At 62.6% G+C, this 25,950-nt stretch carries 24 protein-coding genes and 1 tRNA gene; 15 read left to right on the forward strand and 10 right to left on the reverse strand.

What is annotated here, in order from left to right:
- Positions 1–105: 105 nt before the first annotated feature.
- The 5 genes from IP85_RS03630 (at position 106) to IP85_RS03650 (ending at position 6,836) form a co-directional block, all read left to right on the forward strand.
- Entirely contained in the window at positions 106–1,284 is a 1,179-nt protein-coding gene (locus IP85_RS03630) for a phosphoserine transaminase (RefSeq protein WP_054148300.1), read from the forward strand.
- Between the two features lie 88 nt (positions 1,285–1,372).
- The gene (serA, locus tag IP85_RS03635) at positions 1,373–2,968 is read left to right on the forward strand and encodes a phosphoglycerate dehydrogenase (RefSeq protein ID WP_054148301.1); all 1,596 of its coding nucleotides are present in this window, start codon (positions 1,373–1,375) and stop codon (positions 2,966–2,968) included.
- A gap of 208 nt (positions 2,969–3,176) precedes the next feature.
- Positions 3,177–4,589 carry a cytochrome ubiquinol oxidase subunit I gene (locus tag IP85_RS03640; RefSeq protein ID WP_054148302.1) on the forward strand — a complete coding sequence of 471 codons (1,413 nt, stop codon included), beginning with the start codon at positions 3,177–3,179 and terminating at the stop codon, positions 4,587–4,589.
- On the forward strand, positions 4,579–5,583 hold the full coding sequence (gene cydB, locus IP85_RS03645) for a cytochrome d ubiquinol oxidase subunit II (protein ID WP_054148303.1): 1,005 nt from the start codon (positions 4,579–4,581) through the stop codon (positions 5,581–5,583). Before IP85_RS03640 ends, cydB begins: the two co-directional genes overlap by 11 nt.
- Before the next feature lie 239 nt (positions 5,584–5,822).
- Positions 5,823–6,836 carry a TIM44-like domain-containing protein gene (locus tag IP85_RS03650; protein WP_054148304.1) on the forward strand — a complete coding sequence of 338 codons (1,014 nt, stop codon included), beginning with the start codon at positions 5,823–5,825 and terminating at the stop codon, positions 6,834–6,836.
- A gap of 65 nt (positions 6,837–6,901) precedes the next feature.
- Here the strand turns inward: IP85_RS03650 and IP85_RS03655 are convergent, their stop codons facing one another.
- Complete coding sequence (locus tag IP85_RS03655) at positions 6,902–7,375, reverse strand: GNAT family N-acetyltransferase (RefSeq protein WP_245280794.1); 474 nt, start codon at positions 7,373–7,375, stop codon at positions 6,902–6,904.
- A gap of 153 nt (positions 7,376–7,528) precedes the next feature.
- Positions 7,529–8,113, reverse strand: coding sequence for a transglycosylase SLT domain-containing protein (locus IP85_RS03660; protein WP_054148305.1), 585 nt, complete (start codon positions 8,111–8,113; stop codon positions 7,529–7,531).
- Positions 8,114–8,274: 161 nt separating this feature from the next.
- Between IP85_RS03660 and IP85_RS21855 the strand changes: the two genes are divergently transcribed.
- From IP85_RS21855 to IP85_RS03675, 3 genes are all read left to right on the forward strand, one after another.
- On the forward strand, positions 8,275–8,676 hold the full coding sequence (locus IP85_RS21855; RefSeq protein ID WP_082347569.1) for a four-helix bundle copper-binding protein: 402 nt from the start codon (positions 8,275–8,277) through the stop codon (positions 8,674–8,676).
- A 126-nt stretch (positions 8,677–8,802) separates the two neighbouring features.
- Positions 8,803–9,903: a Gfo/Idh/MocA family oxidoreductase gene (locus IP85_RS03670; protein ID WP_054148307.1), complete on the forward strand. Its 1,101-nt coding sequence runs from the start codon at positions 8,803–8,805 to the stop codon at positions 9,901–9,903.
- Positions 9,904–9,927: 24 nt separating this feature from the next.
- A complete protein-coding gene (locus IP85_RS03675; protein WP_054148308.1) occupies positions 9,928–10,569 on the forward strand; it encodes a ThuA domain-containing protein in 642 nt (213 codons plus the stop codon).
- Between the two features lie 7 nt (positions 10,570–10,576).
- Here IP85_RS03675 and IP85_RS03680 read toward each other — a convergent pair whose 3' ends face one another.
- The 3 genes from IP85_RS03680 to mnmA form a co-directional block, all read right to left on the reverse strand.
- A complete protein-coding gene (locus IP85_RS03680; protein ID WP_054148309.1) occupies positions 10,577–10,891 on the reverse strand; it encodes a hypothetical protein in 315 nt (104 codons plus the stop codon).
- A gap of 148 nt (positions 10,892–11,039) precedes the next feature.
- Positions 11,040–11,116: transfer RNA gene (locus tag IP85_RS03685), tRNA-Met, on the reverse strand.
- Positions 11,117–11,275: 159 nt separating this feature from the next.
- Entirely contained in the window at positions 11,276–12,472 is a 1,197-nt protein-coding gene (gene mnmA / locus IP85_RS03690; protein ID WP_054148310.1) for a tRNA 2-thiouridine(34) synthase MnmA, read from the reverse strand.
- Positions 12,473–12,654: 182 nt separating this feature from the next.
- Here mnmA and dgcA point away from each other — a divergent pair, with 182 nt between their 5' ends.
- Positions 12,655–13,638 (forward strand): N-acetyl-D-Glu racemase DgcA, encoded by a 984-nt coding sequence (gene dgcA / locus IP85_RS03695; RefSeq protein WP_054148311.1) that lies wholly within the window; start codon positions 12,655–12,657, stop codon positions 13,636–13,638.
- A gap of 201 nt (positions 13,639–13,839) precedes the next feature.
- On the opposite strand, the gene IP85_RS03700 is transcribed toward dgcA, so the two are convergent.
- Entirely contained in the window at positions 13,840–14,529 is a 690-nt protein-coding gene (locus IP85_RS03700) for a hypothetical protein (protein ID WP_054148312.1), read from the reverse strand.
- Positions 14,530–14,715: 186 nt separating this feature from the next.
- On the opposite strand from IP85_RS03700, the gene IP85_RS03705 reads away from it, so the two are divergent.
- Both IP85_RS03705 and IP85_RS03710 read left to right on the forward strand, forming a co-directional pair.
- Entirely contained in the window at positions 14,716–15,486 is a 771-nt protein-coding gene (locus tag IP85_RS03705) for an HpcH/HpaI aldolase/citrate lyase family protein (RefSeq protein ID WP_054148313.1), read from the forward strand.
- A gap of 33 nt (positions 15,487–15,519) precedes the next feature.
- Positions 15,520–16,512: an Ldh family oxidoreductase gene (locus IP85_RS03710; RefSeq protein WP_054148314.1), complete on the forward strand. Its 993-nt coding sequence runs from the start codon at positions 15,520–15,522 to the stop codon at positions 16,510–16,512.
- A gap of 20 nt (positions 16,513–16,532) precedes the next feature.
- Here IP85_RS03710 and IP85_RS03715 read toward each other — a convergent pair whose 3' ends face one another.
- Together IP85_RS03715 and IP85_RS03720 are read right to left on the reverse strand one after the other, a co-directional pair.
- Positions 16,533–17,870: a sigma-54 dependent transcriptional regulator gene (locus tag IP85_RS03715; protein WP_054148315.1), complete on the reverse strand. Its 1,338-nt coding sequence runs from the start codon at positions 17,868–17,870 to the stop codon at positions 16,533–16,535.
- Positions 17,867–19,699, reverse strand: coding sequence for an ATP-binding protein (locus IP85_RS03720; RefSeq protein ID WP_082347570.1), 1,833 nt, complete (start codon positions 19,697–19,699; stop codon positions 17,867–17,869). The genes IP85_RS03715 and IP85_RS03720 overlap by 4 nt, the downstream gene beginning before the upstream one ends.
- Positions 19,700–19,959: 260 nt before the next feature.
- On the opposite strand from IP85_RS03720, the gene IP85_RS03725 reads away from it, so the two are divergent.
- Positions 19,960–21,291 (forward strand): dicarboxylate/amino acid:cation symporter, encoded by a 1,332-nt coding sequence (locus tag IP85_RS03725; protein ID WP_156322718.1) that lies wholly within the window; start codon positions 19,960–19,962, stop codon positions 21,289–21,291.
- A gap of 80 nt (positions 21,292–21,371) precedes the next feature.
- Here the strand turns inward: IP85_RS03725 and IP85_RS03730 are convergent, their stop codons facing one another.
- A complete protein-coding gene (locus IP85_RS03730; RefSeq protein ID WP_054148520.1) occupies positions 21,372–21,680 on the reverse strand; it encodes a ribbon-helix-helix domain-containing protein in 309 nt (102 codons plus the stop codon).
- Between the two features lie 232 nt (positions 21,681–21,912).
- Here IP85_RS03730 and IP85_RS03735 point away from each other — a divergent pair, with 232 nt between their 5' ends.
- From IP85_RS03735 to IP85_RS03745, 3 genes are all read left to right on the forward strand, one after another.
- A complete protein-coding gene (locus tag IP85_RS03735) occupies positions 21,913–22,308 on the forward strand; it encodes a VOC family protein (RefSeq protein ID WP_054148318.1) in 396 nt (131 codons plus the stop codon).
- Positions 22,309–22,429: 121 nt separating this feature from the next.
- Positions 22,430–22,960, forward strand: coding sequence for a twin-arginine translocation pathway signal (locus IP85_RS03740; RefSeq protein WP_054148319.1), 531 nt, complete (start codon positions 22,430–22,432; stop codon positions 22,958–22,960).
- A 101-nt stretch (positions 22,961–23,061) separates the two neighbouring features.
- Entirely contained in the window at positions 23,062–24,633 is a 1,572-nt protein-coding gene (locus IP85_RS03745; protein ID WP_054148320.1) for a GMC family oxidoreductase, read from the forward strand.
- Between the two features lie 77 nt (positions 24,634–24,710).
- On the opposite strand, the gene IP85_RS03750 is transcribed toward IP85_RS03745, so the two are convergent.
- Positions 24,711–25,913, reverse strand: a complete 1,203-nt coding sequence (locus tag IP85_RS03750) for a ceramide glucosyltransferase (protein ID WP_054148321.1) — start codon at positions 25,911–25,913, stop codon at positions 24,711–24,713.
- Between the last annotated feature and the right edge of the window lie 37 nt (positions 25,914–25,950).

Below are 25,950 nucleotides of genomic sequence, written 5' to 3' on the forward strand. Positions count from 1 at the left end.
CCTCATGCGACAAAGACCCGCTTGACTGACATGGGCGACAGGAGTAGTTCCGACGGCGGGACACCTCTCCCCAACGAGAGGCTAATTACCTGGAAGGGTATCTATATGGCTGATATCGTCGCCCCCGCCGCGCGTCCGGCAAACTCTCATTTTTCGTCTGGCCCCTGCTCGAAGCGTCCCGGTTGGTCGCTCGATGCGCTTTCCGATGCCCCGCTCGGTCGCTCGCACCGCGCCAAGGTCGGCAAGGAAAAGCTGAAGCTGGCCATCGACCTTACCCGCGAAATTCTCAACGTTCCCGCTGACTACCGCATCGGCATCGTTCCGGCCTCCGACACGGGCGCCGTTGAAATGGCCATGTGGTCGCTGCTCGGGGAACGTGGCGTGGACATGCTTTCCTGGGAAAGCTTCGGCGCCGGCTGGGTCACCGATGTGGTGAAGCAGCTGAAGCTTGCCGATGTCCGCAAGTTCAATGCCGATTACGGCCTGCTGCCGGATCTCGCCGCCGTCGACTTCGACCGCGATGTCGTTTTCACCTGGAACGGCACGACCTCGGGCGTGCGCGTCCCGAATGCCGACTTCATCCCTGATAATCGCAAGGGCCTGACGATCTGCGACGCCACCTCGGCCGCCTTCGCGCAGGACCTGGACTTCTCCAAGCTCGATGTCACCACCTTCTCCTGGCAGAAGGTTCTGGGCGGCGAGGGCGGTCACGGCGTGATCATCCTCAGCCCGCGTGCTGTCGAGCGCCTGACGACCTATGTACCGGCCTGGCCACTGCCGAAGATCTTCCGCATGACCTCGGGCGGCAAACTGATCGAAGGCATCTTCGTCGGTGAAACCATCAACACGCCGTCGATGCTCTGCGTCGAGGACTATGTCGATGCGCTGAAATGGGCAAAGTCGATCGGCGGCCTCAAGGCCCTGACCGCCCGTGCCGATGCCAATGCCAAGGTGATCTTCGACTTCATCGAGGAAAACGACTGGATTGCCAACCTGGCCGTCGACGATGCGACGCGTTCGAACACCTCGGTCTGCATCAAGATCGTGGATCCCGAAGTCACGGCACTCGATGCCGATGCCCAGGCCGCGTTTGCCAAGGGTATTGCCAGCATCCTCGAAAAGCAGGGTGTCGCCTTCGATATCGGTGCCTACCGTGATGCGCCGGCTGGCCTTCGCATCTGGGCCGGTGCGACGATCGAGACCGCTGACATGGCAGCACTGATGCCGTGGCTCACCTTTGCCTACGAGACGCAGAAGGCGTCTCTCGCCAAGGCTGCCGCCTGATCCTGGACGATTTCGGCTCCGCCTGACCGGCAGAGCCCCGCAATTCTCATCATTTTCTTCAAACGAACTCTCTGAAGGAGGCCTCGTCATGGCACCTCGCGTTCTCGTATCCGACGAATTGTCTGAAACCGCCGTCCAGATCTTCCGTGATCGCGGCGTCGAAGTCGATTTCCAGCCGAAGCTCGGCAAGGACAAGGAAAAACTCGCCGAAATCATCGGCAATTATGATGGCCTCGCCATCCGCTCCGCCACCAAGGCGACGGAAAAGCTGATCGCTGCTGCGACCAACCTCAAGGTCATCGGCCGCGCCGGTATCGGCGTCGACAATGTCGATATCCCGGCTGCCTCCAAGCGCGGCATCATCGTGATGAACACGCCTTTCGGCAACTCGATCACGACGGCAGAACACGCCATCGCCCTGATGTTTGCCGTTGCCCGCCAGCTACCGCAGGCCGATGCCTCGACCCAGGCCGGCAAGTGGGAAAAGTCGAAGTTCATGGGTGTCGAAATCACCGGCAAGACGCTTGGCGTCATCGGCGCTGGCAATATCGGCGGCATTGTCTGCAAGAAGGCCATCGGCCTGGGCATGCATGTGCTGGCCTATGACCCCTTCCTATCGACCGAGCGCGCCCAGGAAATGGGTGTGACCAAGGTCGAGCTTGACGAACTGCTGGAAAAGGCCGACTTCATAACCCTGCATGTGCCGATGACCGACAAGACGCGCGGCATCCTGTCCAGGGACGCGCTCGCCAAGACCAAGAAGGGTGTCCGCATCATCAACTGCGCCCGTGGCGGTCTGGTCGATGAGGCAGCCCTTGCCGACGCCATCAAGTCCGGCCATGTCGCCGGTGCTGGCTTCGACGTCTTCGAAGTCGAACCTGCAACCGAAAGCCCGCTGTTCGGCCTGCCGAACGTCGTCTGCACGCCGCATCTCGGCGCCTCGACCACGGAAGCCCAGGAAAACGTCGCTCTGCAGGTTGCCGAGCAGATGTCGGACTATCTGATGAAGGGTGCCGTCTCGAACGCCATCAACATGCCGTCGATCACGGCTGAGGAAGCGCCGATCCTGAAGCCGTTCATCCGTCTCGCCGACGTGCTCGGCTCGTTTGCCGGCCAGATGACCGAGAACCCGATCAAGGAAATCGAGATCCTCTATGACGGCGTGACCTCCGGCATGAACACCAAGGCGCTGACGTCCGCGCTGCTCGCCGGTCTCATCCGTCCGCAGGTGGCCGACGTCAACATGGTTTCGGCTCCGATCATGATCAAGGAAAAGGGCGTCATCGTCTCGGAAGTGAAGCGCGACAAGACCGGCGTCTATGACGGTTACATCAAGCTCACCGTCACCACCGAGAAGCAGACCCGCTCGGTCGCCGGCACGGTCTTCTCCGACGGCAAGCCGCGCTTCATCCAGATCAAGGGCATCAACATGGATGCCGATGTCGGTCCGAACATGATCTACATCTCGAACACCGACGTTCCCGGCATGATCGGCTTCATGGGCACCACGCTCGGCAATGCCAAGGTCAACATCGCGAACTTCCAGCTCGGTCGCGACAAGGAGGGTGGCGACGCGATTGCGCTCCTTTACGTCGATGGACCGGTCGAGCAGGGCGTGCTTGACCAGCTCACCGCCAATCCGGCCGTCAAGCAGGCCAAGCCTCTGGTGTTCAACGTCGACTGATCGACGTTCTCGATATCATCGACAAAGACGGCGCGGGATCAAACCCGCGCCGTCTTTGTTTTTCAGCTGCTTTCGGCCAAACGCAAAGTTACATATGGAAAAACATATGCGTTGAACTGACGCATGGCGGGTTGTCGCATTGTTTCTGCGATGCGAGGGTATAGTTGATGTTTATCACCTCCGGGAGGAGAGAAGGAAGGGACATCCCATGTTCGAGCACTTCGACGCACAACTCCTGGCACGCATACAGTTTGCCTTTACCGTATCGTTCCACATCATATTTCCCGCCTTTTCCATAGGGCTTGCGAGCTATCTCGCGGTGCTCGAAGGCCTCTATCTCTGGAAGAAGGACAAGGTCTATCTGGAGCTCTTCGACTTCTGGAAGACCATCTTCGCGGTTGCTTTCGGCATGGGCGTCGTCTCGGGCATCGTCATGTCCTACCAGTTCGGCACCAACTGGTCGGTGTTCTCCGACAAGGCGGGGCCGGTCATCGGTCCCTTGATGGGCTACGAGGTCCTGACCGCCTTCTTCCTGGAAGCGGGCTTCCTCGGTGTCATGCTGTTCGGCCGCAACCGGGTCGGGCCGGGGCTGCATTTCTTCGCGACCCTGATGGTCGCCTTCGGAACCCTGATCTCGGCCACCTGGATCCTATCGGTCAATTCCTGGATGCAGACGCCTGACGGTTTTGCGATGAACGATGTCGGCCAGTTCGTGCCTGTTGACTGGTGGAAGATCGTCTTCAACCCGTCCTTCCCCTATCGCCTTGTTCATATGGTCATCGCCGCCTATCTGACCACCGCCTTCGTCGTCGGCGCCGTCGGAGCCTGGCACCTTGTCAAGCGCACGGCGCCGCGCCGCGCAGGCAAGATGTTCTCCATGGCCATGTGGATGGCGGCGATCGTTGCGCCGATCCAGATCTTTGCCGGCGACATGCACGGCCTCAACACGCTGGAGTATCAGCCGGTCAAGGTGATGGCCATGGAGGGCCATTTCGAAAGCCATCCGGAGGGCGCGCCGCTGATCCTGTTCGGGATCCCGAACCAGGACGAGCAGCGGATCGACTATGCGGTGCAGATCCCCAAACTCTCCAGCCTGATCCTCAAGCACGACCTCAATGCGCCGCTCGACGGTCTGGATACTGTGCCCCGCGAATTGCAGCCGCCGGTCGCCGTCGTCTTCTGGTCTTTCCGGGTGATGATCGCCATCGGGTTCGCGATGCTGGGGGTCGGCCTCTTCTCGCTCTGGTGTCGCTGGAAGGGCACGCTTTATTCCAATGGATGGCTGCACCGCGCGGCCCTCGTCATGGGGCCCTCGGGTTTCGTCGCCGTGCTTGCCGGCTGGATCACCACGGAGGTCGGGCGTCAGCCCTACACGGTCTATGGCCATCTGCTGACGGCCGATTCGATCTCGCCGATCGCGGCGCCCGCGGTCGCGGCCTCGCTGATCGCCTTCATCGTGGTCTATTTCATCGTCTTCGGTGCCGGTACCTTTTACATCCTGCGCCTGATGGGCCGCCTGCCGCGCGATCCGATGCCGGATCTCGACGATGGCCCGATCCGCACCTCCGGCATCACGCCGGCCGCCCAGCCTGGACACCATGGAGGCAGACATGCCCATTGATCTTCCCTTCATCTGGGCCGGCATCATCGCCTTTGCCGTGCTTGCCTATGTCATCCTCGACGGTTTCGATCTCGGCGTGGGTATCCTCTTTCCCTTCTTCCCGGAGAAGCATGAGAAGGATCTGATGATGAACTCGGTGGCGCCCGTCTGGGACGGCAACGAGACCTGGCTCGTGCTCGGGGGCGGCGGGCTGCTCGCGGTCTTCCCGCTCGCCTATGCGACGATCCTGCCCGCCCTCTATGCGCCGCTGATCATCATGCTGCTGGGCTTGATCTTCCGCGGCGTGGCCTTCGAATATCGTTGGCGCACGAAACGCGCGGAGTATCTGTGGAACTGGGCCTTTGCCGGCGGTTCCTTCGTTGCGGCCTTCTTCCAGGGCGTGGCGCTTGGCGCACTCGTGCAGGGCATTCCGGTCGATAACCGCGCCTATTCCGGCGGCTGGTGGGACTGGCTGACGCCGTTTTCGCTTGCGACCGGTGCCGCTCTCGTCATCGGCTATGCGCTTCTCGGCGCCACCTGGCTCGTGATGAAGACGGAAGGGGAGATCTCGGATCGGGCGCGGTCCTTTGCGCTGCCTCTGTCGTTTGCCACCGTCGCTTCGATGGGCGTCTTCAGCCTCTGGACCCCCTGGCTCGAACCGCTCTATTTCGAGCGCTGGTTCAAGTTCCCGACGCTGATCTTCTCGATCATCGTTCCGGTTCTGGTGCTCGGCTGCCTCTACGTGATCGTCAACGGATTGCGCAAAGGCCATGACGCACGGCCCTTCCTGGCGGCACTCGGCCTCTTCGTACTCGGCTATGCCGGGATCGGGATCAGCTTCTATCCCTATATCGTGCCGACGTCGCTGACGATCTGGGAGGCGGCAGCACCCGACGAGAGCCTTGCCTTCCTGCTCTACGGTGCCGTCATCCTCGTGCCGATGATCCTCGGATACACGGCCTATGCCTATTGGGTCTTCCGTGGAAAGCTCAATCCCGACGAGGGCTATCACTGATGGATAAGCGCCTCATGGCCAGCCGTTTGCTGTGGTTCGTCGGCCTTTGGGCCGGCGGCGTGATGGCGATCACGATCGTCGGACTGATCATCAAGTTCTGGCTTGGGGCCTGACTTCGATCACCTGAAATTCAATGGAAATCCGCTCGCTCTCTCTTCAAAAGAGAGCGAGCTCTCTCCATATGAGAGACAAGCCTGAAAAAGGCATTCAAGACTGCTTCGAGGAGGACAGGAAACACGATGCGGCAATACGCAAAAACATTCGCGACGCTTGCGCTTGGCATGATGGTCACGTTGGTGGCAGTCGATTTCGCCGAGGCGCGTCGCGCCAGCGGCGGCTTCGGCAGCCGCGGCACGCGTACTTTCGACGCCCCTGCTGCAACACGCACGGCGCCGGCACCGGCCGCGCCGATCGAGCGGACGATGACACCGCGCACCAATGCGAACCAGCCCGGTGCTGCCCAGTCGACGGCGGCCAATCAGGCAGCGCGTCCGGGTGGCCTGTTCGGTGGTCTTGCCGGCGGTCTGATGGGTGGCCTGCTGCTCGGCGGCCTGTTCGGCATGCTGATGGGCACGGGCTTCGGCGGCGGCTTCGGCATCCTCGGCCTGCTCCTGCAGGGCCTCTTGATCTTCTTCCTGATCCGCTTTGCGATGCGCATGTTTGCCAATCGTCAGGCGACGGCGTCCGGTCCGGGCAATGCCCCGGGTTTCGGCGGCTTCGGCGGCATGGCGCGTGACAACCAGAGCGGTGATCAGGCTCGTCCGAGCTTCCAGATCCCGAAACTCGGTGGCGGCGGCGTATCGTCGGCGGCTTCCGCTCGCCGGTCCGGTCAGCCCGACGAACTCGGCATCACGCCGAAGGATCTCGAGCGCTTCGAGGAACTGCTGCAGGAGATGCAGCGCGCCTATGCGGCCGAGGACTATGGTTCACTGCGCCGCATCACGACACCGGAAGCCATGTCCTATCTCGCCGAGGAACTGAGCGAGAATGCCACCAAGGGCGTCAAGAACGAGGTGCGCGATGTGCATCTGGTGCAGGGCGACGTGGCTGAGAGCTGGGCCGAAGACAAGATGGAATATGCGACCGTCGCGATGCGCTACGAAGCGATCGACTATGTCGTCGACCGCCAGAGCGGTGACGTGGTCGAAGGCGATCCGAACACGCCCACCGAATCCGTTGAGCTCTGGACCTTCGCGCGGCGTCCCGCCACAAAGTGGCAGATCTCGGCAATCCAGGGTGTCGAACAAGGCTGAGTGCGTCGGCACTCTCCAACCCAAAACATGTTGGGGCCCGGCTTTTCGGCCGGGCCCCTTTTGCGTCAGCGGACGAGCTTGATCAACTCGAAGGGTAAGCCGCTGTCATCGTTCGGACGACGGCCTGTCTCCATGAACCCAAGCCGGTCGTAGAAGCGGCGGGCGCGTTCGTTGAGCGTATAGACCTCCAGCTCCAAACATGAGCGGAGTTGCGAGGCATGTTCCACGAGTTGCCGGCCGATGCCCGTTCCATGGTGGTTCGGATCGACAAACAGGCCACCGATGGTTTGATCCAGCAGGCTGATGAAGCCGACGATCTCGCCGTTCCGCAGCGCCACATGGGTCTCCGCCAGCGGCAAGTAATGGTCGGCCACGAGGGTCGCCTGGATGTCCAGTTGCTCGCGGGCGAGGAAGGGGTGTCCTTTCTCAGATGCCGAACGCCAGATAGCGACGAGGCGAGTGGTATCCTCGGGCAGAAAAGCCCGGATTTGCAGGTCGTATTTCATGATTGTTCCGTCAGTCGTGTTGTTGATGCGCATGCGACAGCGTTCGGCTGTCGAGCCGTTCCCATAGGGTTCAAAGGCTGTCGTTACTGCGCATCAAGCTCCTTCTTGCTGACGATCCTGAAGCTTTAGACCTTGAGGCGTTTCGCCTCAAGTGTTGAATGGCCTGACCGCCCGGTCAGATCACCCTCAGCCCGGGCACTGCTGCAGCTGCTTGGCATAGGTATAGGTGATGTCGGTGAAGCGCTTGGCACCTCTCAGCGCCTCCGGGCGCTTGTTGTAGGCGCCGCGCAGATAGCCGGTATGGCCGGAGTGATAGGCCAGATAGAGCTTGTAGGGGTCGTTCAAGGGGATGTTGACCTTCGTCGCGCTCTCGCGGTGATACCAGCCGATGAAGCGGATGGCGTCGGCGAAGTCGGTGCGGCGGGCGCCCCAGCGGCCGGTTTCGCGCTGATAGCGTTCCCAGGTGCCGTCGAGGGCCTGGGAATAGCCATAGGCGGTCGACTGACGCTTGCCGGGGATGAAGCCGAAGATCATCTTGCGCGGCGGCTTGGCGTTATGGCGGAAGCTCGATTCCGTATAGATCGTCGCCATCAGGATAGGGACGGGAACGCCATATTCACGCTCGGCGGCGATCGCTGCGCGGCGCCAGTTGTTGAACAGCCCGTCGCGCTGCTCGAAAATCGCGCAGGCATTGCGGGTCTGGGTTGGCGGCTTGGCACAGGCCGACAGCATCAGCATGACGCCGAGGGCAGAGTAAAGAGCGGTACGCATGACAAAACCTCGCTACAGGCCCGCCATTCTATTCATTAAAATTTAACGAAAGGTTTTCTTAACCGCCCCCGGATCTTGCATCCCCTGATCAGGGGTGGGGAACACTCCGCCTTGCATACTGTTACGCCTTAAGTAGCAATCGCATACAGGAGGCAAGACCCATGTCCATTCGCGCCATGATCGAAACCCATCCGCAGATAGAAGGGGGCGCCAATGACGCGCTGATCGCCTGCATTCAGGCCTGCTTCGACTGCGCGCAGACCTGCATTTCCTGTGCCGATGCCTGCCTTGCCGAAGACATGGTGGACGAGTTGCGCCAGTGTATCCGGCTGAACGAGGACTGCGCTGATATCTGCCTTGCCACCGGGCGCGCGGCGATACGGCGCACGGGGCGGAATGCCCAGGTGCTGCAGGGTCTCGTCGAGGCCTGCACCCGTGCCTGCGCCGCCTGCGGCGAGGAATGCGGCCGCCATGCCGAGATGCATGACCATTGCCGCATCTGTGCGGAGGCCTGCCGGGCTTGCGAACAAGCCTGCCGACAAGCGACCACCCGGATACAATGAGGCGTTGACGGCAGTCGTATTTGCACCCAGTCTGCCGGGCGGTCGTTAGGCAGCGAGGAGGAACGGTCGCGTTCTTGCCCGGCGATCGCAGGTGGACGTTCGTCCGGGAGCGAGGATCTTCAAGGCATGCAGCAGGTCGGCATCGGCATCATCGGATGTGGCAATATTTCAGGCGCTTATCTCAAGGCGCTCCAGCATTTTCCCATTCTCAAGGTCTGCGGTATCGCCGATCTGAACAGTGATCTCGCCGCAAGTCGGGCCGCTGAATTCGGTGTGCCCGCGCGCACGATAGACGAACTGCATGCCGATCCCGAGGTTCAGATCATCGTCAACCTGACGATCCCCAAGGCGCATGTCGAAGTGGGGCTGAAAGCGCTTGCCGCCGGCAAACATGTCTATTCGGAAAAGCCGCTCGGTGTGACCTTCGCCGAGGGCAAGCGGCTCGTCGAGACAGCGAAGTCGCTCAATCTCAGGGTCGGCTCAGCCCCCGATACCTTTCTCGGCGGCGCGCATCAGACGGCGCGCGGGCTGATCGATGAGGGCGTGATCGGCCAGCCGATCGGCGGTACCGCCTACTTCATGTGCCCCGGTCATGAGCGATGGCATCCCAATCCGGATTTCTACTACGAGGCCGGTGGTGGGCCGATGCTCGACATGGGGCCCTATTACATTACCGATCTCGTCAATCTCTTCGGCCCGGTCGAGAAGGTCGCAGGCTTTGCCACCAAGGTGCGGAACGAGAGAAAGATCGGCAGCGAGCCGCGCCGGGGCGAGACGATCCCGGTGCATGTGCCGACGCATGTCGCGGGGCTTATGTCCTTTGCTAACGGGGCCGTGGTGCAGATTTCGATGAGCTTCGATGTCGCCGCCCACTGGCACAAGCCGCTCGAGGTCTATGGTACCGAGGGCACGCTGATTGTGCCCGATCCCAATCATTTCGGCGGCGACGTCTTTGTCCTGCCGCTGACGGGCGAGGCGCAAGGACGGCCGGTGACGCTGCCTTACTCCGATGGCAACTGGCGCTCGCTTGGCGTGGCCGACATGGCGCATGCGATCCTCTCCAACCGCCCGCACCGGGCAAACGGCGATCTCGCGCTGCATGTGCTTGAGGTCATGGAAGCCTTCCAGACGGCCTCCGACCGGGGCGAGACGGTCGCCATCACCACCAGCGTCGAGCGGCCGGCGCCGCTCGAACAATCGCTCGTCGATGGCCTGATCGGCCGCTGAGTTCAGTTTCAGAAGGATATTTTCGTGCGTCAGGTTCTGATTTGCTGGGGCGGCTGGGATGGGCACCAGCCCGACCAATGTGCAGCCATCGTCTCCGACATGCTCAAGGCCGAAGGGTTTACCGTCCGCGTCGAGGCTGGCACGGAGGCCTTTGCCGATCCCGCGATCCGCGACTACAGCCTCATCGTGCCGATGCTGACGATGACCAAGATCGAGAAGCCCGAGATCGAGAACCTGGAGCTCGCCATTCGCGGCGGCGCCGGCCTTGGCGGCTTCCACGGTCAGGCGGGCGACAGTTTTCGCGATTGCGTGCAGTACCAATACATGATCGGCGGCCAATGGGTCGCCCATCCCGGCAATATCTATGATTACACGGTCAATATCGTGAAGCCCGAGGACCCGCTCGTAACAGGCGTCAGTGATTTCCCCTATCGCTCCGAGCAGTATTACATGCATGTCGACCCGAACAACGAGGTGCTGGCGACGACGACCTTTACCGGCGAGCACGATGCCTGGATCGACGGCCATGTGATCCCGGTCGTCTGGAAGCGCCGCCACGGGCAGGGCAGGGTGTTCTACTCCTCGCTCGGCCACCAGGCGGCGGAGTTCGACGTGCCGCAGATGCGGGAGATTGTACGGCGAGGGCTGGTTTGGGCGGCGCGGTGAAGGCGGATTAGCCGACGAGCCAGGAGCGCACGGCCGTCCAGTTGTTGAGAATGACGATGACGGCGGTCGCGATCGACAGCATGGCGGCGGCCTTGCCCATGGTCGGTAGGCTGTTGACGCGGCCCTTGAGTTCGCCGAACTCGATCGCGGACGGTGCTGCCCTCAGCATGCCCTTGATCTCGGCGGTGTCCTGCAGGACCCGCTTCATATCGTCTTCGAGAGCTTTGACGCGCTGTTCCATGGCTTCAAATGTGCCACCGCCATCGCTGTCTTTCAAGGCGGCTGCCATCGGAACGCGGCGTTTCGGCGTATTGCTGGCCATGTCATGTCATCCAATCGCGTATCCACAATGACCGGTGCAATCTTTGCGGGAAATCGGTTGGGCGTCAACAATGGCAAACAATCAGCGGCCAAACGTTGAAGCGCCGATCCAGCTCGTCGTCCTAACAATCTGCTAAATAGGAGATTTTTGGTAGCGGGGGGCGGACTTGAACCGCCGACCTTGGGGTTATGAATCCCACGCTCTAACCACCTGAGCTACCCCGCCACACATCGAACATCTGGGCCTTGAAGCCGTCGCCGTCCGAAGCGATGGGCGGCTTATAAGGCGAGGGTCCGATCAAAGTCAAGCGCGGTTTGGCCAAAAACAGCGTGGCTTTCCACCGGCTTGACGCGAGACCTTGCACGTGGCCCGAAAGCCTTGGCCTCAGGCCGCCACGGGGCTGGCGAGAAGCGCCTTCAGCGCGCTTTCGGCCGTGCCGGAGCGTTCCGAACGCTCGATGAAGCCGCCGCCATAGACGCGGGCGTCAGCGCCGGTTGCCGAATAGAGCACGCAGGCCTGGCCGGGGGCCACACCGGCTTCGCCAATTTCGAGATCGACATAGACGCCCTTGTCGTCGGCATGCAGGACGGCCGGTGTCGGCGGGCGGGTGGAGCGCACCTTGGCGAAGCATGGCATGCCGTCTGCGGCGTCTTCCGCCAGCGTGCGGTCGCCGAGCCAGTTGATGTCGCGCAGATAGACGCGGTGGGTTTCCAGCGCTTCCTTCGGGCCGACGATGACGCGGCGCGAGCGGGCATCGAGATAGATGACATAGAGCGGCTCGCCGGTGGCGACGCCCAAGCCCTTTCGCTGGCCGATGGTGTAATGCAGGATGCCTTCGTGATTGCCCAGCACCCGGCCGTCGAGATGCACGATGTCGCCTGCTAGCGCCGCATTCGGCTTCAGCTTGTTGATCACGTCGGCATATTTGCCCTGGGGCACGAAACAGATGTCCTGGCTGTCGGCCTTCTGGGCGACGACGAGGCCCATCTCTTCGGCAAGCACGCGGACTTCCGCCTTCGACATGGCACCAAGCGGGAAGCGCAGATAGTCGATCTGCTCCTGCGTGGTGGCAAAGAGGAAATAGCTCTGGTCGCGCTCGCTATCGATCGGCCGGAAGAGGGCGCGGTGGCCGGGATCATTGGCGAGCGGCACGGATTTCGAGCGGATGTAATGGCCGGTCGCCAGCGCGTCGGCGCCGAGTTCCCGTGCGGTCGTCAGCAGATCGGCGAACTTGACCGTCTGGTTGCAGGCCACGCAGGGGATCGGCGTTTCGCCGGCGACATAGCTTTCCATGAACGGGTTGATGACCGTGTCGCGGAAGCGCTGTTCGTAATCGAGCACGTAATGGGGGATGCCGAGCGTTTCGCACACGCGGCGGGCATCGTCGATGTCCTGGCCGGCGCAGCAGGAGCCGGCGCGATGAACGGCGGCGCCATGATCGTAAAGCTGCAGTGTGATGCCGAGGACGTCATAACCCTCGCGCTTCAGAATGCCGGCGACGACAGACGAATCCACGCCGCCCGACATGGCGACGACAACGCGCGTATCTTCCGGTCTCTTGTCAAAATCCAGCGTGTTCACGGGCTTCGTCTCTGTGCTTCATGTGACCGTTCAGCCCGCAATATGCGGGGATCTGGCTTCAGGCTTTGCGGGCGTTTTCGCGCGCTGCCGGTGCCGGGCCTTATGTTGACGGATATAGAAAGGATTGCTTCTTCGTGCAAGAGCAGCGATTCGCGGGGATTGCCCGCAGGGAGGTCTTGAGAATGCCCGTCCAGATGACCGTCACACCGGAAAGCTTCCCGATAGCCGGCAGCTTCACGATTTCGCGCGGGTCGAAGACCGAGGCAAAGGTGGTCACGGTGCGGCTGACGGATGGCGTGCATGTTGGACAGGGCGAATGCGTGCCCTATGCGCGCTATGGTGAGACGGTGGAGAGTGTCGTCGAGGTGCTTTCGGCGCTGGTGTCTGAGGTTGCGGACGGTCTCGACCGTGCCGGGCTGCAGAGCCGGCTGAAGCCGGGGGCGGCGCGCAATGCGCTGGACTGCGCGTTTTGGGATCTGGAGGCCAAGCGGGCGGGTCTCTCGGTCTGGCAACTTCTCAAGTTACAAGAGCCAAAGCCGCTATCGGTCACCTACACGCTGTCGCTCGGTAGCCCAGAGAGCATGCAGGCGGCGGCGGAGAAGGAGGCGGCGCGACCGCTGCTGAAGGTCAAGCTCGGCGGCGCTGATGATATCGAGCGCATCCGGGCCGTCAGGGCGGGGGCGCCGACGTCTGCGATCATCGTCGATGCCAATGAGGGCTGGAGCCTGGATCAATACAAGGCGCTGGCGCCTGTGTTTCTCGCTCTCGGGGTGAAGCTCGTCGAGCAGCCCTTTCCGGCTGGAGGCGATGATGCGCTTCTCGGGCTCGACCGCGTGCTGCCGGTCTGTGCTGACGAGAGCTGCCATGACACGGCGTCGCTCGCCTTGCTGAAGGGCAAGTATGATGCCGTCAACATCAAGCTCGACAAGACGGGCGGGCTGACGGAAGCGCTTTTGATGCGGGACGCGGCGGTCGATGCCGGTTTCGAGATCATGGTCGGCTGCATGGTCGGCACGTCGCTTGCCATGGCGCCGGCCTTTCTGATCGGGCAGGGGGCGGCGTTTGTCGATCTCGACGGGCCGCTGCTTCTGGCGCGGGATCGGGAGCCGGGCATTGCCTATGACGGCGCGGTGATGCCGCTGCCGCCGCGTGGGTTGTGGGGCTAGGCCAGAAGAGAGTCCCCTCCCAAACTCTCCCCACAAGGGGGAGGGCTTAACCCGGCCGCGCCGTCTGCGCCTCAAATCGCCCTCTTTGCCATCGGCTGAAGGTTCTTTGCGCTCAAGCTGGCAGAAGGGCATCCGGGGGTCCTCTCCCCCCTTGTGGGGGAGATGGCCGGCAGGCCAGAGGGGGTCTGTTGGCGTGTCGGCTCAGCTCTTCGGAGCCAACGGTCCGTTCTTCGCCATCCAAATCACATGCTTCTTGCCGCGACCGGTTCTCCCCGCGCGGACGGGAATCTCCTCCACGCCATAGCCGCAATCCTTCAAGCGGCGCGTGAAGTGCTGATCTGGCCCCTGCGACCAGACGCCGAGCACGCCGCCTCGGGTGAGGGTCGACTTGGATTTGCGTAACCCGTCATGGGAATAGAGGCCGTCGTTCGCTTCGCGCGTGAGGCCATCGGGTCCGTTGTCGACATCGAGCAGGATGGCGTCGAACTGGCCTTTGGATTTGGCAATCAGTGCGCCGACATCGCCAACGTGAATTGCCACACGCGGGTCGTCGAGGCTGCCGGCATAGATTTCGGCCATCGGTCCGCGCGCCCAGTCGACGACGGCGGGCACGAGTTCGGCGACGGTGACCTTTGCATCCTGAGGAAGCACGCCAAGGGCGGCGCGAAGCGTGAAGCCCATGCCGAGGCCGCCGATCAGGATATGTGGGCGCTCGTGGGTCGCGATCCGCTCGAAGGCGAGGGTGGCCAGCGCTTCCTCGGAGCCGCTGAGGCGGCTGTTCATCAGCTCGTTGGTGCCGAGCATGATGGAGAATTCTGATCCTCGGCTCTTCAAGCGCAATTCGCCGCCGCCGGGTATCTTGGCCGTGTCGAGCTGAATCCAGGGGAGCATGGGGCAATTCCTGCGCGTTGGGGTCTCGGCTGCCCGTATCACGACGGGACGGCCGGCTTCAACTGTGGCCGCCAATCGCCGTCCGTACCAAAGGTGTTTGATTGGCCCTTGCGGTTTGCGTCCGCCAGAGCGCATCTTGCGCCTCGAACACATCGTGTCGACACGTCCTGCAGTTGGAGAATGCCCATGCCCGCCCCCAAGAATGCCTTCAAGGCCGCTCTCTACGAATCCAACGAACTGCTTGTCGGTTTCTGGGTGGCGCTGGCGAGCCCGCATGTTGCGGAAGTCTGTGCCGGGGCTGGCTTCGACTGGATTCTCATCGATGGCGAGCATGGACCGAACGATATTCCGCTGATGGCGGCGCAACTCGCGGCCGTCGCGCGGCATCCGGCCCATCCGGTCGTACGGCTGCCGGTCGGCGAAAGCTGGCTGATCAAGCAGGCACTCGATATCGGCGCGCAGACGGTGATGATCCCGATGGTCGAGACGAGGCAAGAGGCAGACCGCCTGGCCAAGGCCCTGCGTTATCCGCCGGAGGGCATCCGCGGCATGGGCGCGAGCCTGGGCCGCGCCTCCGATTTCGGTCGTATTGCCGATTATGCGGAGACGGCGAATGCCGAGGTCTGCCTGATCGCGCAGATCGAAAGCCGTCTCGGTGTCGAGAACGCCGATGCCATCATTGCGACGCCGGGTGTGGATGCGATCCTCATCGGACCGGCCGACCTTGCGGCCGACATGGGCCATCGCGGGAATCCCACGCATCCAGAGGTCATGCAGGCCGTCGAAACCGTGATCGGCAAGGGTGTTGCTGCCGGCAAGCCGGTCGGCATCATGTCCGGCGATCCGGCCATGCTCGCGATGGCGCGCAAGGCCGGCATCCGGTTCTTTGCCTGCTCCACGGATGTCAGCCTGCTTTCCGCTGCCGCCACCAACCTCGCAGCGTCGATGCGCGGCTGATCCTGTTTCCCGCGACATGCACATGGACATCCGATGAAGCTCAAACTTGTAGAAGCCGAGGCGCTTGTGGTCGACGCCCTTGGCCGTTCTGGCGTGGATGAAGCCAATGCGCGATCCGTGGCCCGCGCGCTTGTGGCCGCCGAAGCCGCCGGACAAGGCGGTCACGGCTTGCGCCGGGTCGAGGCCTATAGTTCCCAGGCGCGGGCCGGCAAGGTGGATGGCTTAGCCAAGCCGCAGGCGTCGCGACCAAGGCCGGGCGTGCTGACCATCGATGCGATGAACGGCTACGCCTATCCGGCGCTCGATCTTGCCGTCGAGATGTTGCCCGGCATCGCGCGCGAGCAGGGTGTTGCGATCGCCACCATTCACCGCTCGCACCATGCCGGGGTCATGGGGCTGACGGTCGCGCGTTTTGCAGAGCGCGGGCTGGCGGCGCTGATGTTTGCCAATGCCCCGGCCTCCATGGCGCCCTGGGGCGGCAACAAGGCGCTTTACGGCACCAACCCCATCGCCTTTGCCGTGCCGATCGAGAATGGAGATCCCATTGTCGTCGATCTGGCGCTGTCCAAGGTGGCGCGCGGCAAGATCATGGCGGCGCGGCAGAAGGGGGAGGCCATCCCCGACGATTGGGCCTTTGATGCCGATGGCCAGCCGACGACGGACGCCAACCGTGCGATGGACGGCTTCATGGCGCCGCTCGGCGGTGCGAAGGGAGCAGCGCTTGCGATGATGGTCGAGATCCTCTCGGCGGGCCTGATTGGCGCGAACTATGCCTTCGAGGCCTCGTCCCTGTTCGACGACAAGGGGCCGCCCGTGGCGCTCGGCCAGACGATCATTGCCATAGATCCAACGGCGACAGGTGGCCCTGGCGTCTTCTCTCGCCTGGCGCTGCTGGCGGATGAAATCGGGGCGCAGGAAGGCGCGCGCATTCCCGGGCGGCGCGGGCAGGGACTGGCTCGTACCGCCGAGGTCGACGGCATCGTGATCGACGACGAGGTCGTCGCGGCCATCCGGGCGATCGCCTGACGGTAGATTACGATCTCCAGCTATTCGTAATCGGCGCGGTTGATGCCGTGGCGCTGGAGCTTGTCGTAAAAGGTCTTGCGGGGAATGCCGAGCGTCTCGAGCGTCGAACGCACGTCGCCCTTGTTTGCGATCAGTGCCTCGCGTATCAGCTCAGCCTCGTGTCGTTCCATTTGCTCGGGCAGGGTGAGGCCCGGTGTGGCTGACCCTGACGCCTGTTTCGGCGGCGGCGTAATCCCGAGCACGACCCGCTCGGCAAAATGCGAGAGTTCGCGGACATTGCCCGGCCAGCAGTGGGTCTCCAGATGACGGCGCACCTCGGTCGTCATGACGGGTATGTCGCGGCGGAAGCGTCCGGCGGCGCGGGTGGCGAAGTGGGCAAAGAGCAGCGGGATATCGGCGCGGCGTTCGCGCAGTGGCGGGATGGAGATCGTCACGACGTTCAGGCGATAATAGAGGTCTTCGCGGAACTCGCCGCGCTCGGCCGGATTGCCGAGATCGAGTTTGGCGGCGGCGACGACGCGCAGGTCGACGGGCCTCACCTCGTTGGTGCCGAGCGGGCTTACTTCGCGCATTTCCAGGACCCGCAGCATCTTCACCTGGGTGGAGAGCGGCATGCTCTCGATCTCGTCGAGAAACAGCGTGCCGCCGCTTGCATGTTCGATGCGGCCGACGCGCTTCTTCTGCGCGCCGGTAAAGGCGCCGGCCTCGTGGCCGAAGAGCTCGCTTTCGATCACCGTCTCGGGCAGGGCGCCGCAATTCAGCGCAACGAAGTTACCTTTTGTGCGGCGGCTCCAGCGATGCAAGAGTGTTGCCACCACTTCCTTGCCGCTGCCGGTTTCGCCGGCGATCAGCACGTCGACATCGGTATCGGCGATCTGGCGGAGCGTCTGGCGCAGATGCTCCATGGCCGGTGTCTGGCCGATGAGGGGCAGATCGTCGAGCATGGTCGTGGCTGCCTCACGCAGGCGGCGGTTTTCGAGCACCAGCCGGCGTTTTTCGGCGGCGCGGGCGACGCTCTGGACAAGGCGGTCGGCGGGGAAGGGTTTGGCAATGAAGTCATAGGCGCCGTCATGCAGCGCCCTGACCGCCATGTCGACATCGCCATGGCCGGTGATCAGCAGGACCGGCAGATCCGGGTCGAGGCTGCGGATACGGGCGAAGAGTTCCAGCCCGTCCATGCCGGCCATGCGGATGTCCGTGATGACAACTGCCTCGCTTTCCCGCGAAAGCTGGGCGAGCGCCTGGGCTGCCGCACCGAAGTCGTGCACGGCATAACCGGCAAGCTCCAGCGTCTGACGGGTGGCGCGGCGCAAAGCCTGGTCGTCGTCGACGAGGATGATCTCGATGCCGCTGCTCATGCCCGTGCCCTCGTGAGAGTGATGGTGAAGGTGGTGCCCGCCGCGCTCGTCTCGACCGAAAGCCGTCCGCCGTATTCAGTGACGATGTCACGGGCGATCACGAGGCCCAGGCCGAGCCCTGCCTCCTTGGAGGTGGTGAAAGGTATGAACAGGTTGTCCCTAACGTGAGGCGGCAGGCCGGGGCCAGTATCGCTGATCGCAAGATCGACCTCGTCGTCGGAGAGGCGCGCAATCCCGACGCGGATATCGCCATCCGCTTTGCCTTCAATGGCTTCAAGCGCATTCTGCAGGAGATTGATCAGCACCTGTTCTAGGCGGATGCGCTGGCCAAGCACTTTGAGATCGGCAGGGATGTCACTGATGGTGAGGCGATCGAAGCTGCCAGCGAAGCGGCTCTTCAACAGGAAGAGGGCCCCGTCGACCGCGGCCTTGACTTCGACAGGTTCGCCGGCCTGGCGGCCCTTGCGGGCAAGACCCTTCAGCTCGCCGGTGATTGCGCCGATGCGGTCAGTGAGCTCGGCGATCAGGCCAAGGTTTTCCTGTGCCTGATCGCCGTTGCCGCGAGCGAGGAAGGTTTTCGCATTGTCTGCATAGGCGCGGATGGTGGCGACCGGCTGGTTGATCTCATGCGCCACGCCGGCTGCGACCTGGCCGAGGATCGCCAGACGGTTGGCCTGGACGAGATCCTGCTGCACGCCCTGGAGGCGGGTGTCGGTTGCCCTGTGTTCGGCGATCTCGGCCTCAAGGCGGTCGCGGGCTTCGGTGAGTTCTACCGTGCGCAGGGTTACCTGGCGTTCAAGTTCCACCTGCGCGGCCTTCGCCTCTGCTGTGCGGCGGGCAGCGCGACCGCTGCGATACAGGAAAAAGCCAGCCGCGGCGAGCAAGGGCAGGCCAAGCGCGACCGCAGTGGTGCGCCCCTGCAAGGTGCCGGCATCCATCGCTGCTGCGGCGGGTGCCAGCAGATGCAAGGTCCAAGGCGTTCCGGGCACCGGCAGGGTCTCGGCGACATGCGGCTGGCGCGGACGCGCGCCGGAGGTGTCGGTCGCCACCATCGTGTGTCCGTCAAGGTCGAAGAGCGACCAGATCGGGACTGGCAAAAGCGGGGCTTCGCCAAATTGCAGGCTGTCGCGGATTGCCAGTCGATCTTGCTGGGGGATGTCGGTGATGGTGAAAAAACGCCAGTCCGGACGGCTGGTGATCAGCACGATGCCTCGGGTGTCGGTGACATAGGTCGGGCGTCCGGACCGCTGCCAGTCCTGCTCCAGCGCGTTGAACTCGACCTTGACGACCACGACGCCCAGCGGCTTACCGGCAGCGTCATCGACGCGGCGGGAGAGGTAGAGCCCCGGCCTGCGGCTGACATTGCCCAGCGCATATTGTTCGGCTGTGCCGTTCGCCATCGCCTCGGTGAAGTATTCGCGGAAGGCATAGTTGCTGCCGACGAAGCTGTCGGGCTGACGGAAGTTGCTGGCGGCGATCGTCAATCCCTCGGTGTTGACGACATAGATCACGGATGCGCCGGTTCCCGAGGTGAGGGCCTCCAGCTTTTCGTTCAGGCGGTTGACGCTGTCGGGGCCGGGTGCCTGCAATGTGTCGGCCAGTTCGGTGTCCGTGCCCAGCACGAAGGGCAGGGTGCGTGAGCGGTCGAGCACGGCAATCAGCAATGCGCGCTTCAGCTCGGCATCGGTCTGCGCTTCCTCTGCGACGGCGTCCAGCGCCAGGATCTTGCCCTTCTCGCCGGCGTAGAACAGTGCGACGCCGGACAGCAGAACTGCCACAACGGCATAGATGAGCCAGAGTGTGCGACTTGAGCTTCGAAGGGGCGGCATCACGTATGTTGGTCCTGATAGGGTGTGCGGTAGATCGCATCCTAACATATCGAAGCTGTGCGGAATACCGCACGTCTTGATGTGATGAATCAAGTCTGTATGCGAATAAAATTCAATCCTATCAGCGTTTTAGATCCGTTTCCTCGGTCTGGCACGCGCCTTGCTAACCTTTCTTCCAAGCGGCCGCGCCGCTCCCAGTCAGTTAAGCCACCGCCCGGGAGGCCGGAACTCGTTCCGTCAGGGCGACCATGGAGGAAAACATGCATATCGATACCGCAGAGCACGCGCCCGTGGGCCGGCAGCCCTTCTATAAACTTCTCTATGTTCAGGTCCTCGCCGCGATCGTCGCTGGCATCCTGCTCGGCCATTTCTATCCCGAGATCGGCGCACAGTTGAAGCCGCTGGGTGACGCCTTCATCAAGCTGGTCAAGATGATCATTGCGCCGGTCATCTTCCTGACTGTCGCCACCGGCATTGCCGGCATGAGCGACATGAAGAAGGTCGGTCGCGTTGCCGGGAAGGCGATGCTCTACTTCTTCACCTTCTCGACGCTGGCGCTTGTCGTCGGCCTCGTCGTTGCCAATGTCGTGCAGCCGGGTGCGGGCATGCATATCGATCCGGCCACGCTCGATGCGGCGGCTGTGGCGACCTATACGGAGAAGGCGCATGACTCGTCGATCACAGGCTTCCTGATGAACATCATCCCGACGACGATCGTTGGGGCCTTTGCCGATGGCGACATCCTGCAGGTGCTGTTCTTCTCGATCCTGTTCGGTATTTCGCTGGCGCTTGTCGGCGAGCGCGGCAAGCCGGTCACCGACTTCCTGCAGGCCGTGATCGCGCCAATCTTCAAGCTGGTCGCCATCCTGATGAAGGCAGCGCCAATCGGTGCCTTCGGCGCCATGGCGTTTACCATCGGCAAATACGGCATCGGTTCGGTCACAAACCTCGCCATGCTGATCGGCACCTTCTACCTCACGTCCTTCCTGTTCGTAGCGGTGATCCTCGGGGCTGTCTGCCGTTACAACGGCTTCTCGATCTTGGCGCTCATCCGCTACATCAAGGAAGAGCTGCTGCTCGTTCTCGGGACGTCGTCTTCGGAAGCAGCTCTTCCGGGCCTGATGAACAAGATGGAAAAGGCTGGCTGCAAGCGCTCGGTCGTAGGCCTCGTCATCCCGACCGGCTACTCCTTCAACCTCGACGGCACGAATATCTATATGACGCTGGCGGCGCTCTTCATCGCTCAGGCGACGGATATCCACTTGCCGCTCGGTGACCAGATCCTGCTGCTGGCCGTTGCCATGCTGAGCTCGAAGGGGGCGGCCGGCATCACCGGTGCTGGCTTCATTACCCTCGCGGCCACTCTGTCCGTCGTTCCCGCCGTTCCGGTCGCCGGCATGGCGTTGATCCTCGGCATCGACCGCTTCATGTCGGAATGCCGGGCGCTCACCAACTTCATCGGCAATGCGGTGGCAACCGTCGTCGTCGCGCGCTGGGAAGGTGAACTCGACCAGACGCTCTTCCATGCAGCCCTCGGTGGCAAGGTTCTCGAAGAGGACGACATCCAGCCGGCACTGCAGCCGGCAGAGTAATACTTCCGCGCCGACCCAAGACGGCGATCGGAACTGAAGCGTGGCCCGGCTATCTGTCGGGCCGCGCTTTTTGTTTGCCTCTACTCGGCGGCGATGATGTGGAATTCGGGCGGCTGTGCCGGGTTCTGCGCCTTGCTCATCAGGTAGATCAGACAGCTCGTACGAAGCAGTGATGCAAAGTTCGACACCGAGCCGTTGATCTGCAGCGCTTCGTCGTAAAGCGTCGACAGGAAGCGGGATGTCGAGAAATTCTGGCTGGCGGCGATCTCGTCGATCAGCACCCAGAAGGCGGCTTCAAGCTGGATGCTGGTGGAATGACCACCAATGCGGACGGAGCGGTTGACCGCGCGATAGCGGCCCGGGTCCTGTCCTGCGAAGACTTCACACATGGCATGCTCCTCCCTGATATCAGTTTTTTCGTTCTTCAGTGTTTTGAGCATTATGTTGCGCGCCGGCGCTTCGGTCAATTTCCGTCTTTTCTAAACTGCCACGCCCGGGTGCGAAGAATGAACACATCTTTCGGCGAAAATAATCGGCTGCGGTAATGGGCTGCTACCAGCCTTCCGGCAAATCGCGACATTCTGCAAACATGACATTTGTCAGCATGCGAGGAGCAGCCCATTGGCCAAAATGATCCATTCGATGATCCGTGTCCTTGAAGAGGTCCGATCCGTTTCCTTCTACGTGCAGGCATTCGGTCTGGAAGTCGCAGAACGTCTCGATTTCGAGACCTTCACCCTGATCTATCTCAGCAATCCTGAGAGCGAGTTCGAGCTTGAACTCACGGTCAACAAGGGTCGCGAGGAGGCCTATGAGCTCGGGACCGGCTACGGCCATCTTGCCGTCAGCGTCTCGGACCTCGACGCCGAACACAAGCGGCTGACGGATCTTGGCCTGAACCCGGGCAAGATCGTCGAGTTCAACCGCGACGGGGCACTGCTTGCCCGCTTCTTCTTCATCACCGATCCCGATGGCTACAAGATCGAGGTCCTCGCTCGGCACGGACGGTTCAAATGATCGAAAGGCCGGGAAGAGGAGTTCCCGGCCTTTCCTGTTTCGCAGACGGCCGGCGCGATCATCGCGCCTGCCTTGGTGACGGCCTAAGCCGTCGCACTTCATCTCATGGGAGGAGAATGACGTGGTTACGATACTCGACAAGACCGGGGGCATGTCCCGTCGCCAGCTTCTGAAGACCGGTGCGGCGAGTGCCGTGCTGATGATTACGGGCACTGCCGTCATCTGTCCCGACCAGGCCTGGGGCCTGGAGGCGACAGCCCTGAAGCCGGACACGCTGGCGACGCTCATCAAGATGGCGCGCGACATCTACCCGCATGACCAGCTCGCCGAACGCTTCTATGCGGCAGCCGTCAAGGGGCAGGACACGATGGCGGGCAAGGATGAGAAGCACAAGGCGCTGATCGAGGACGGCATCGCCGATCTCGACAAACGCGCCGGTGCCGGCGGCTATCGCGGCCTTGGCTGGGAGGATGATCGCGTGGCGATCCTGCGCGACATCGAAACGACGCCCTTCTTCCAGGCGGTGCGCGGCGACCTCGTGGTCAGCCTCTATAACCAGAAGGAGATCTGGCCGATCTTCGGCTACGAGGGCGAGTCCTATTCCAAGGGCGGCTATATCGAGCGCGGGTTCGACGACATCACCTGGCTCTGAGCTTAACCCTAGGACAAGCATTCATCGTCGCCGGAAGGAGGCCCATCGCGGATGGGAACGGCGGCGCTTACCCAAATTGACCGATTTCCCGGGAGGAAAACATGGCAGCGCCCTATGATCTCAACGACGACAGCGTGGTCGTCATCATCGGTTCCGGTGCAGGCGGCGGCACGCTTGCCAACGAACTTGCCCAGAAGGGCATCGACGTGGTCGTGCTCGAAGCCGGTGCCCGTATCGAATACGAGGATTTCATCAATGACGAATGGGAGAGCTTTTCTCAGCTCGCCTGGCTCGACAACCGCACGACCGGTGGCGGCTGGCGGGTGTCGAAGGACTTCCCCAACCTGCCGGCCTGGATCGTCAAGGCGGTCGGCGGCACCACCACCCACTGGGCGGGTGCCTCGCTGCGCATCCAGGAGCACGAGTTCAAGACGCTGACCCATTACGGCAAGGTCGAGGGCGCCAACCTCCTCGATTGGCCGATCACACTCGCCGATCTCGAGCCTTACTATGCCAAGGCCGAAGACAAGATGGGCGTAACCCGCACCAACGGGATCGAGGGCCTGCCCGGCAATAACAACTTCAAGATCCTGAAGGCCGGTGCCGACAAGCTCGGCTACAAGAACTGTCACACCGGCAACATGGCGATCAACTCGGCCGATCGCGATGACCGCATGAGCTGTCAGCAGACAGGCTTCTGCTTCCAGGGCTGTAAATGGGGCGCGAAGTGGTCGACGCTCTACACGGAAATCCCGAAGGGCGAGGCGACCGGCAAGCTCGAAGTCCGGCCGAACTCGCATGTCGTCAAGATCGAGCATGATGACACGGGCAAGGTGACCGCCGTTGTCTATGCCGACAAGGATGGCAATCTGCAAAGCCAGAAGGCGCGCATCATCTGCGTTGCCGGCAATTCGATCGAAAGCCCGCGCCTGCTGCTCAACTCCGCCTCGTCGAAGTTCCCGGATGGTCTCGCCAACTCCTCCGGCCAGGTCGGCAAGAACTACATGCGTCATACGACCGGCTCGGTCTATGCCGTCTTCGACAAGCCGGTGCATTTCTATCGCGGCACGACCATGGCCGGGATCATCCAGGACGAGGCACGTCACGATCCGTCACGCGGCTTCGTCGGTGGCTATGAGCTCGAGACGCTGGCGCTCGGCGTGCCCTTCATGGCGGCCTTCCTCGATCCGGGTGGCTGGGGCCGCTCGTTTGCCTCGGCCATGGACCAGTATGCCAATATGGCGGGTCTCTGGATCGTCGGCGAGGACATGCCGCAGGAGCAGAATGCCGTGAAGCTGCATGGCGAGCTGAAGGACAAATACGGCATGCCGATCCCGGACGTCTGGTTCACCGACCATCCGAACGACGAGGCGATGCGCAATCACGCCTACAAGCAGGGCGTGGCCCTCTATGAGGCAGTTGGGGCAACCCGTGCCTTCCCGACGCCGCCCTATCCGTCGACCCACAATCTCGGCACCAACCGCATGAGCGACAAGGCCCAGGATGGTGTCGTCAACAAGTGGGGCCAGACACACGACATCAGCAACCTTTTCGTCTCCGATGGCAGCCAGTTCACCACCGGAGCGGCCGAAAATCCGACCCTGACGATCGTCTCTCTTGCGATCCGCCAGGCGGATTACATTGCCGAACAGATGGGCCAAGGCACGATCTGAGCGGCGGAACTACCTCCCTCTTGCGGGCAGCGATCGCGACGAGCGGTCCTGCCCGCTTTTTCGTGGGGAGAAGAGCCTTAGTGGCTTCGGGCCGCAACCAGAGCGCGGGCTTTCTCGCGTGCCTTGTTGCGGGTGCGGACAACGGCCTCGCGGATGCGTGCGCTGCGGCTGTTGTCGTTGTCGGCGACAGTCATCGCATTGCCGCGCCATTCGAAACCGCTGCCGAACCAGGCGGCGACAAAGAGAGCCGGCAAAAGCAGATCACGGGCGAGCATCGCGGGCAGGATGCGCCAGCTGCTTGGCCAGCCATTGCCTCGAGCGAGCAGCACTTCTGCGCCATACCAGGCGGCAAGATAGGCGAGCGGGGCGAGAAGCGGCAGTGTATCTGTCGCCGCGAGCGCAATCATGGCTGCCGTCGGCAGGGCTGCGCCGGTCAGGATTTCCGGCAGGAAATAGAGCGGGAACGAGGCGCGGCGCAGGCGCGCCCAGCGCAGCTGTCGCTTCCAGACGGCGGCGATGTCCCGCTTGCCGAGCGGCTGCGGGAAGGGCTCGTGAACGATGCGGACCTTGAGGCCCGCAGTGCGGATCAGCAGTGTTGCGGCGGCATCCTCGGCGACTTCGTCGCCCAGTCGCTGGAAACCGCCGAGCTGCGTCATCACGTGACGGTTGAAGAGCATCGATTTGCCCTGGGCAAAGCCAAAGCCACAGGCGTCGGCGAAGAGCTGCCAGCGGGCCTGGAAACTGTTGAGCCAGGCGCTTTCGAGAAGGGCGCCAGCGTTCTCCGGCTCGGTTCCCGCCGGTGGCGAGCAGACGAGGCCGGTCCCGCTGTCCCAGCGGGCGATCATGCGCTCGATGGTGTCTGCTGGCATCAGCACGTTGCTGTCGGTCATGACGATCCAGTCATGGCGGGCGGAGCGCCAGCCCTTGACCACGTTGTTCAGCTTGGGATTGGCGCTGAAGGGGTCTTCGCCAACGAGAAGTGTCGATGGGACGTCGGGATGCTCCGCCATCAGCCGGCGCGCGAGGGCGGCAGCGGGATCGTCGGCTCTTGCGACACAAAAAAGGATTTCATAGGTCGGCCAATCGAGCCGGAAGGAGGATGCGAGGCAGCGCTCGAGATTGTTTTCCAGTCCGCAGATCGGGCGGATGAGGGTGACCGGCGGGCGCGGCGTCGGCGCAGCCTCTCGGCTTCGGTGGCGCAGCTTGACGGAGAGGACGATGGCGATGCTTGCAAGCTGGGCGAGAAGCGCGATCGCGGCAAACCAGATCAGAAAAGTCATGGCGAGTCTCCGGATTTTGGTATCCGGATAGCACCGC

Origin of the sequence: Rhizobium sp. AAP116, assembly GCF_001295785.1 — a bacterium.
In the GTDB taxonomy this organism is placed as follows: Bacteria; Pseudomonadota; Alphaproteobacteria; order Rhizobiales; family Rhizobiaceae; genus Allorhizobium.

Coding starts and splice junctions, on each gene's coding strand:
- IP85_RS03705 (WP_054148313.1), top strand. CDS start 14,716: ATGCCCGCCCCCAAGAATGCCTTCAAGGCCGCTCTCTACGAATCCAAC.
- IP85_RS03750 (WP_054148321.1), bottom strand. CDS start 25,913: ATGACTTTTCTGATCTGGTTTGCCGCGATCGCGCTTCTCGCCCAGCTT.
- IP85_RS03725 (WP_156322718.1), top strand. CDS start 19,960: ATGCATATCGATACCGCAGAGCACGCGCCCGTGGGCCGGCAGCCCTTC.
- IP85_RS03700 (WP_054148312.1), bottom strand. CDS start 14,529: ATGCTCCCCTGGATTCAGCTCGACACGGCCAAGATACCCGGCGGCGGC.
- IP85_RS03670 (WP_054148307.1), top strand. CDS start 8,803: ATGCAGCAGGTCGGCATCGGCATCATCGGATGTGGCAATATTTCAGGC.
- IP85_RS03745 (WP_054148320.1), top strand. CDS start 23,062: ATGGCAGCGCCCTATGATCTCAACGACGACAGCGTGGTCGTCATCATC.
- IP85_RS03710 (WP_054148314.1), top strand. CDS start 15,520: ATGAAGCTCAAACTTGTAGAAGCCGAGGCGCTTGTGGTCGACGCCCTT.
- dgcA (WP_054148311.1), top strand. CDS start 12,655: ATGCCCGTCCAGATGACCGTCACACCGGAAAGCTTCCCGATAGCCGGC.
- IP85_RS03640 (WP_054148302.1), top strand. CDS start 3,177: ATGTTCGAGCACTTCGACGCACAACTCCTGGCACGCATACAGTTTGCC.
- IP85_RS03680 (WP_054148309.1), bottom strand. CDS start 10,891: ATGGCCAGCAATACGCCGAAACGCCGCGTTCCGATGGCAGCCGCCTTG.
- IP85_RS03650 (WP_054148304.1), top strand. CDS start 5,823: ATGCGGCAATACGCAAAAACATTCGCGACGCTTGCGCTTGGCATGATG.
- IP85_RS03660 (WP_054148305.1), bottom strand. CDS start 8,113: ATGCGTACCGCTCTTTACTCTGCCCTCGGCGTCATGCTGATGCTGTCG.
- serA (WP_054148301.1), top strand. CDS start 1,373: ATGGCACCTCGCGTTCTCGTATCCGACGAATTGTCTGAAACCGCCGTC.
- IP85_RS03720 (WP_082347570.1), bottom strand. CDS start 19,699: ATGCCGCCCCTTCGAAGCTCAAGTCGCACACTCTGGCTCATCTATGCC.
- cydB (WP_054148303.1), top strand. CDS start 4,579: ATGCCCATTGATCTTCCCTTCATCTGGGCCGGCATCATCGCCTTTGCC.
- IP85_RS21855 (WP_082347569.1), top strand. CDS start 8,275: ATGTCCATTCGCGCCATGATCGAAACCCATCCGCAGATAGAAGGGGGC.
- IP85_RS03630 (WP_054148300.1), top strand. CDS start 106: ATGGCTGATATCGTCGCCCCCGCCGCGCGTCCGGCAAACTCTCATTTT.
- IP85_RS03730 (WP_054148520.1), bottom strand. CDS start 21,680: ATGTGTGAAGTCTTCGCAGGACAGGACCCGGGCCGCTATCGCGCGGTC.
- IP85_RS03655 (WP_245280794.1), bottom strand. CDS start 7,375: ATGCGCATCAACAACACGACTGACGGAACAATCATGAAATACGACCTG.
- IP85_RS03715 (WP_054148315.1), bottom strand. CDS start 17,870: ATGAGCAGCGGCATCGAGATCATCCTCGTCGACGACGACCAGGCTTTG.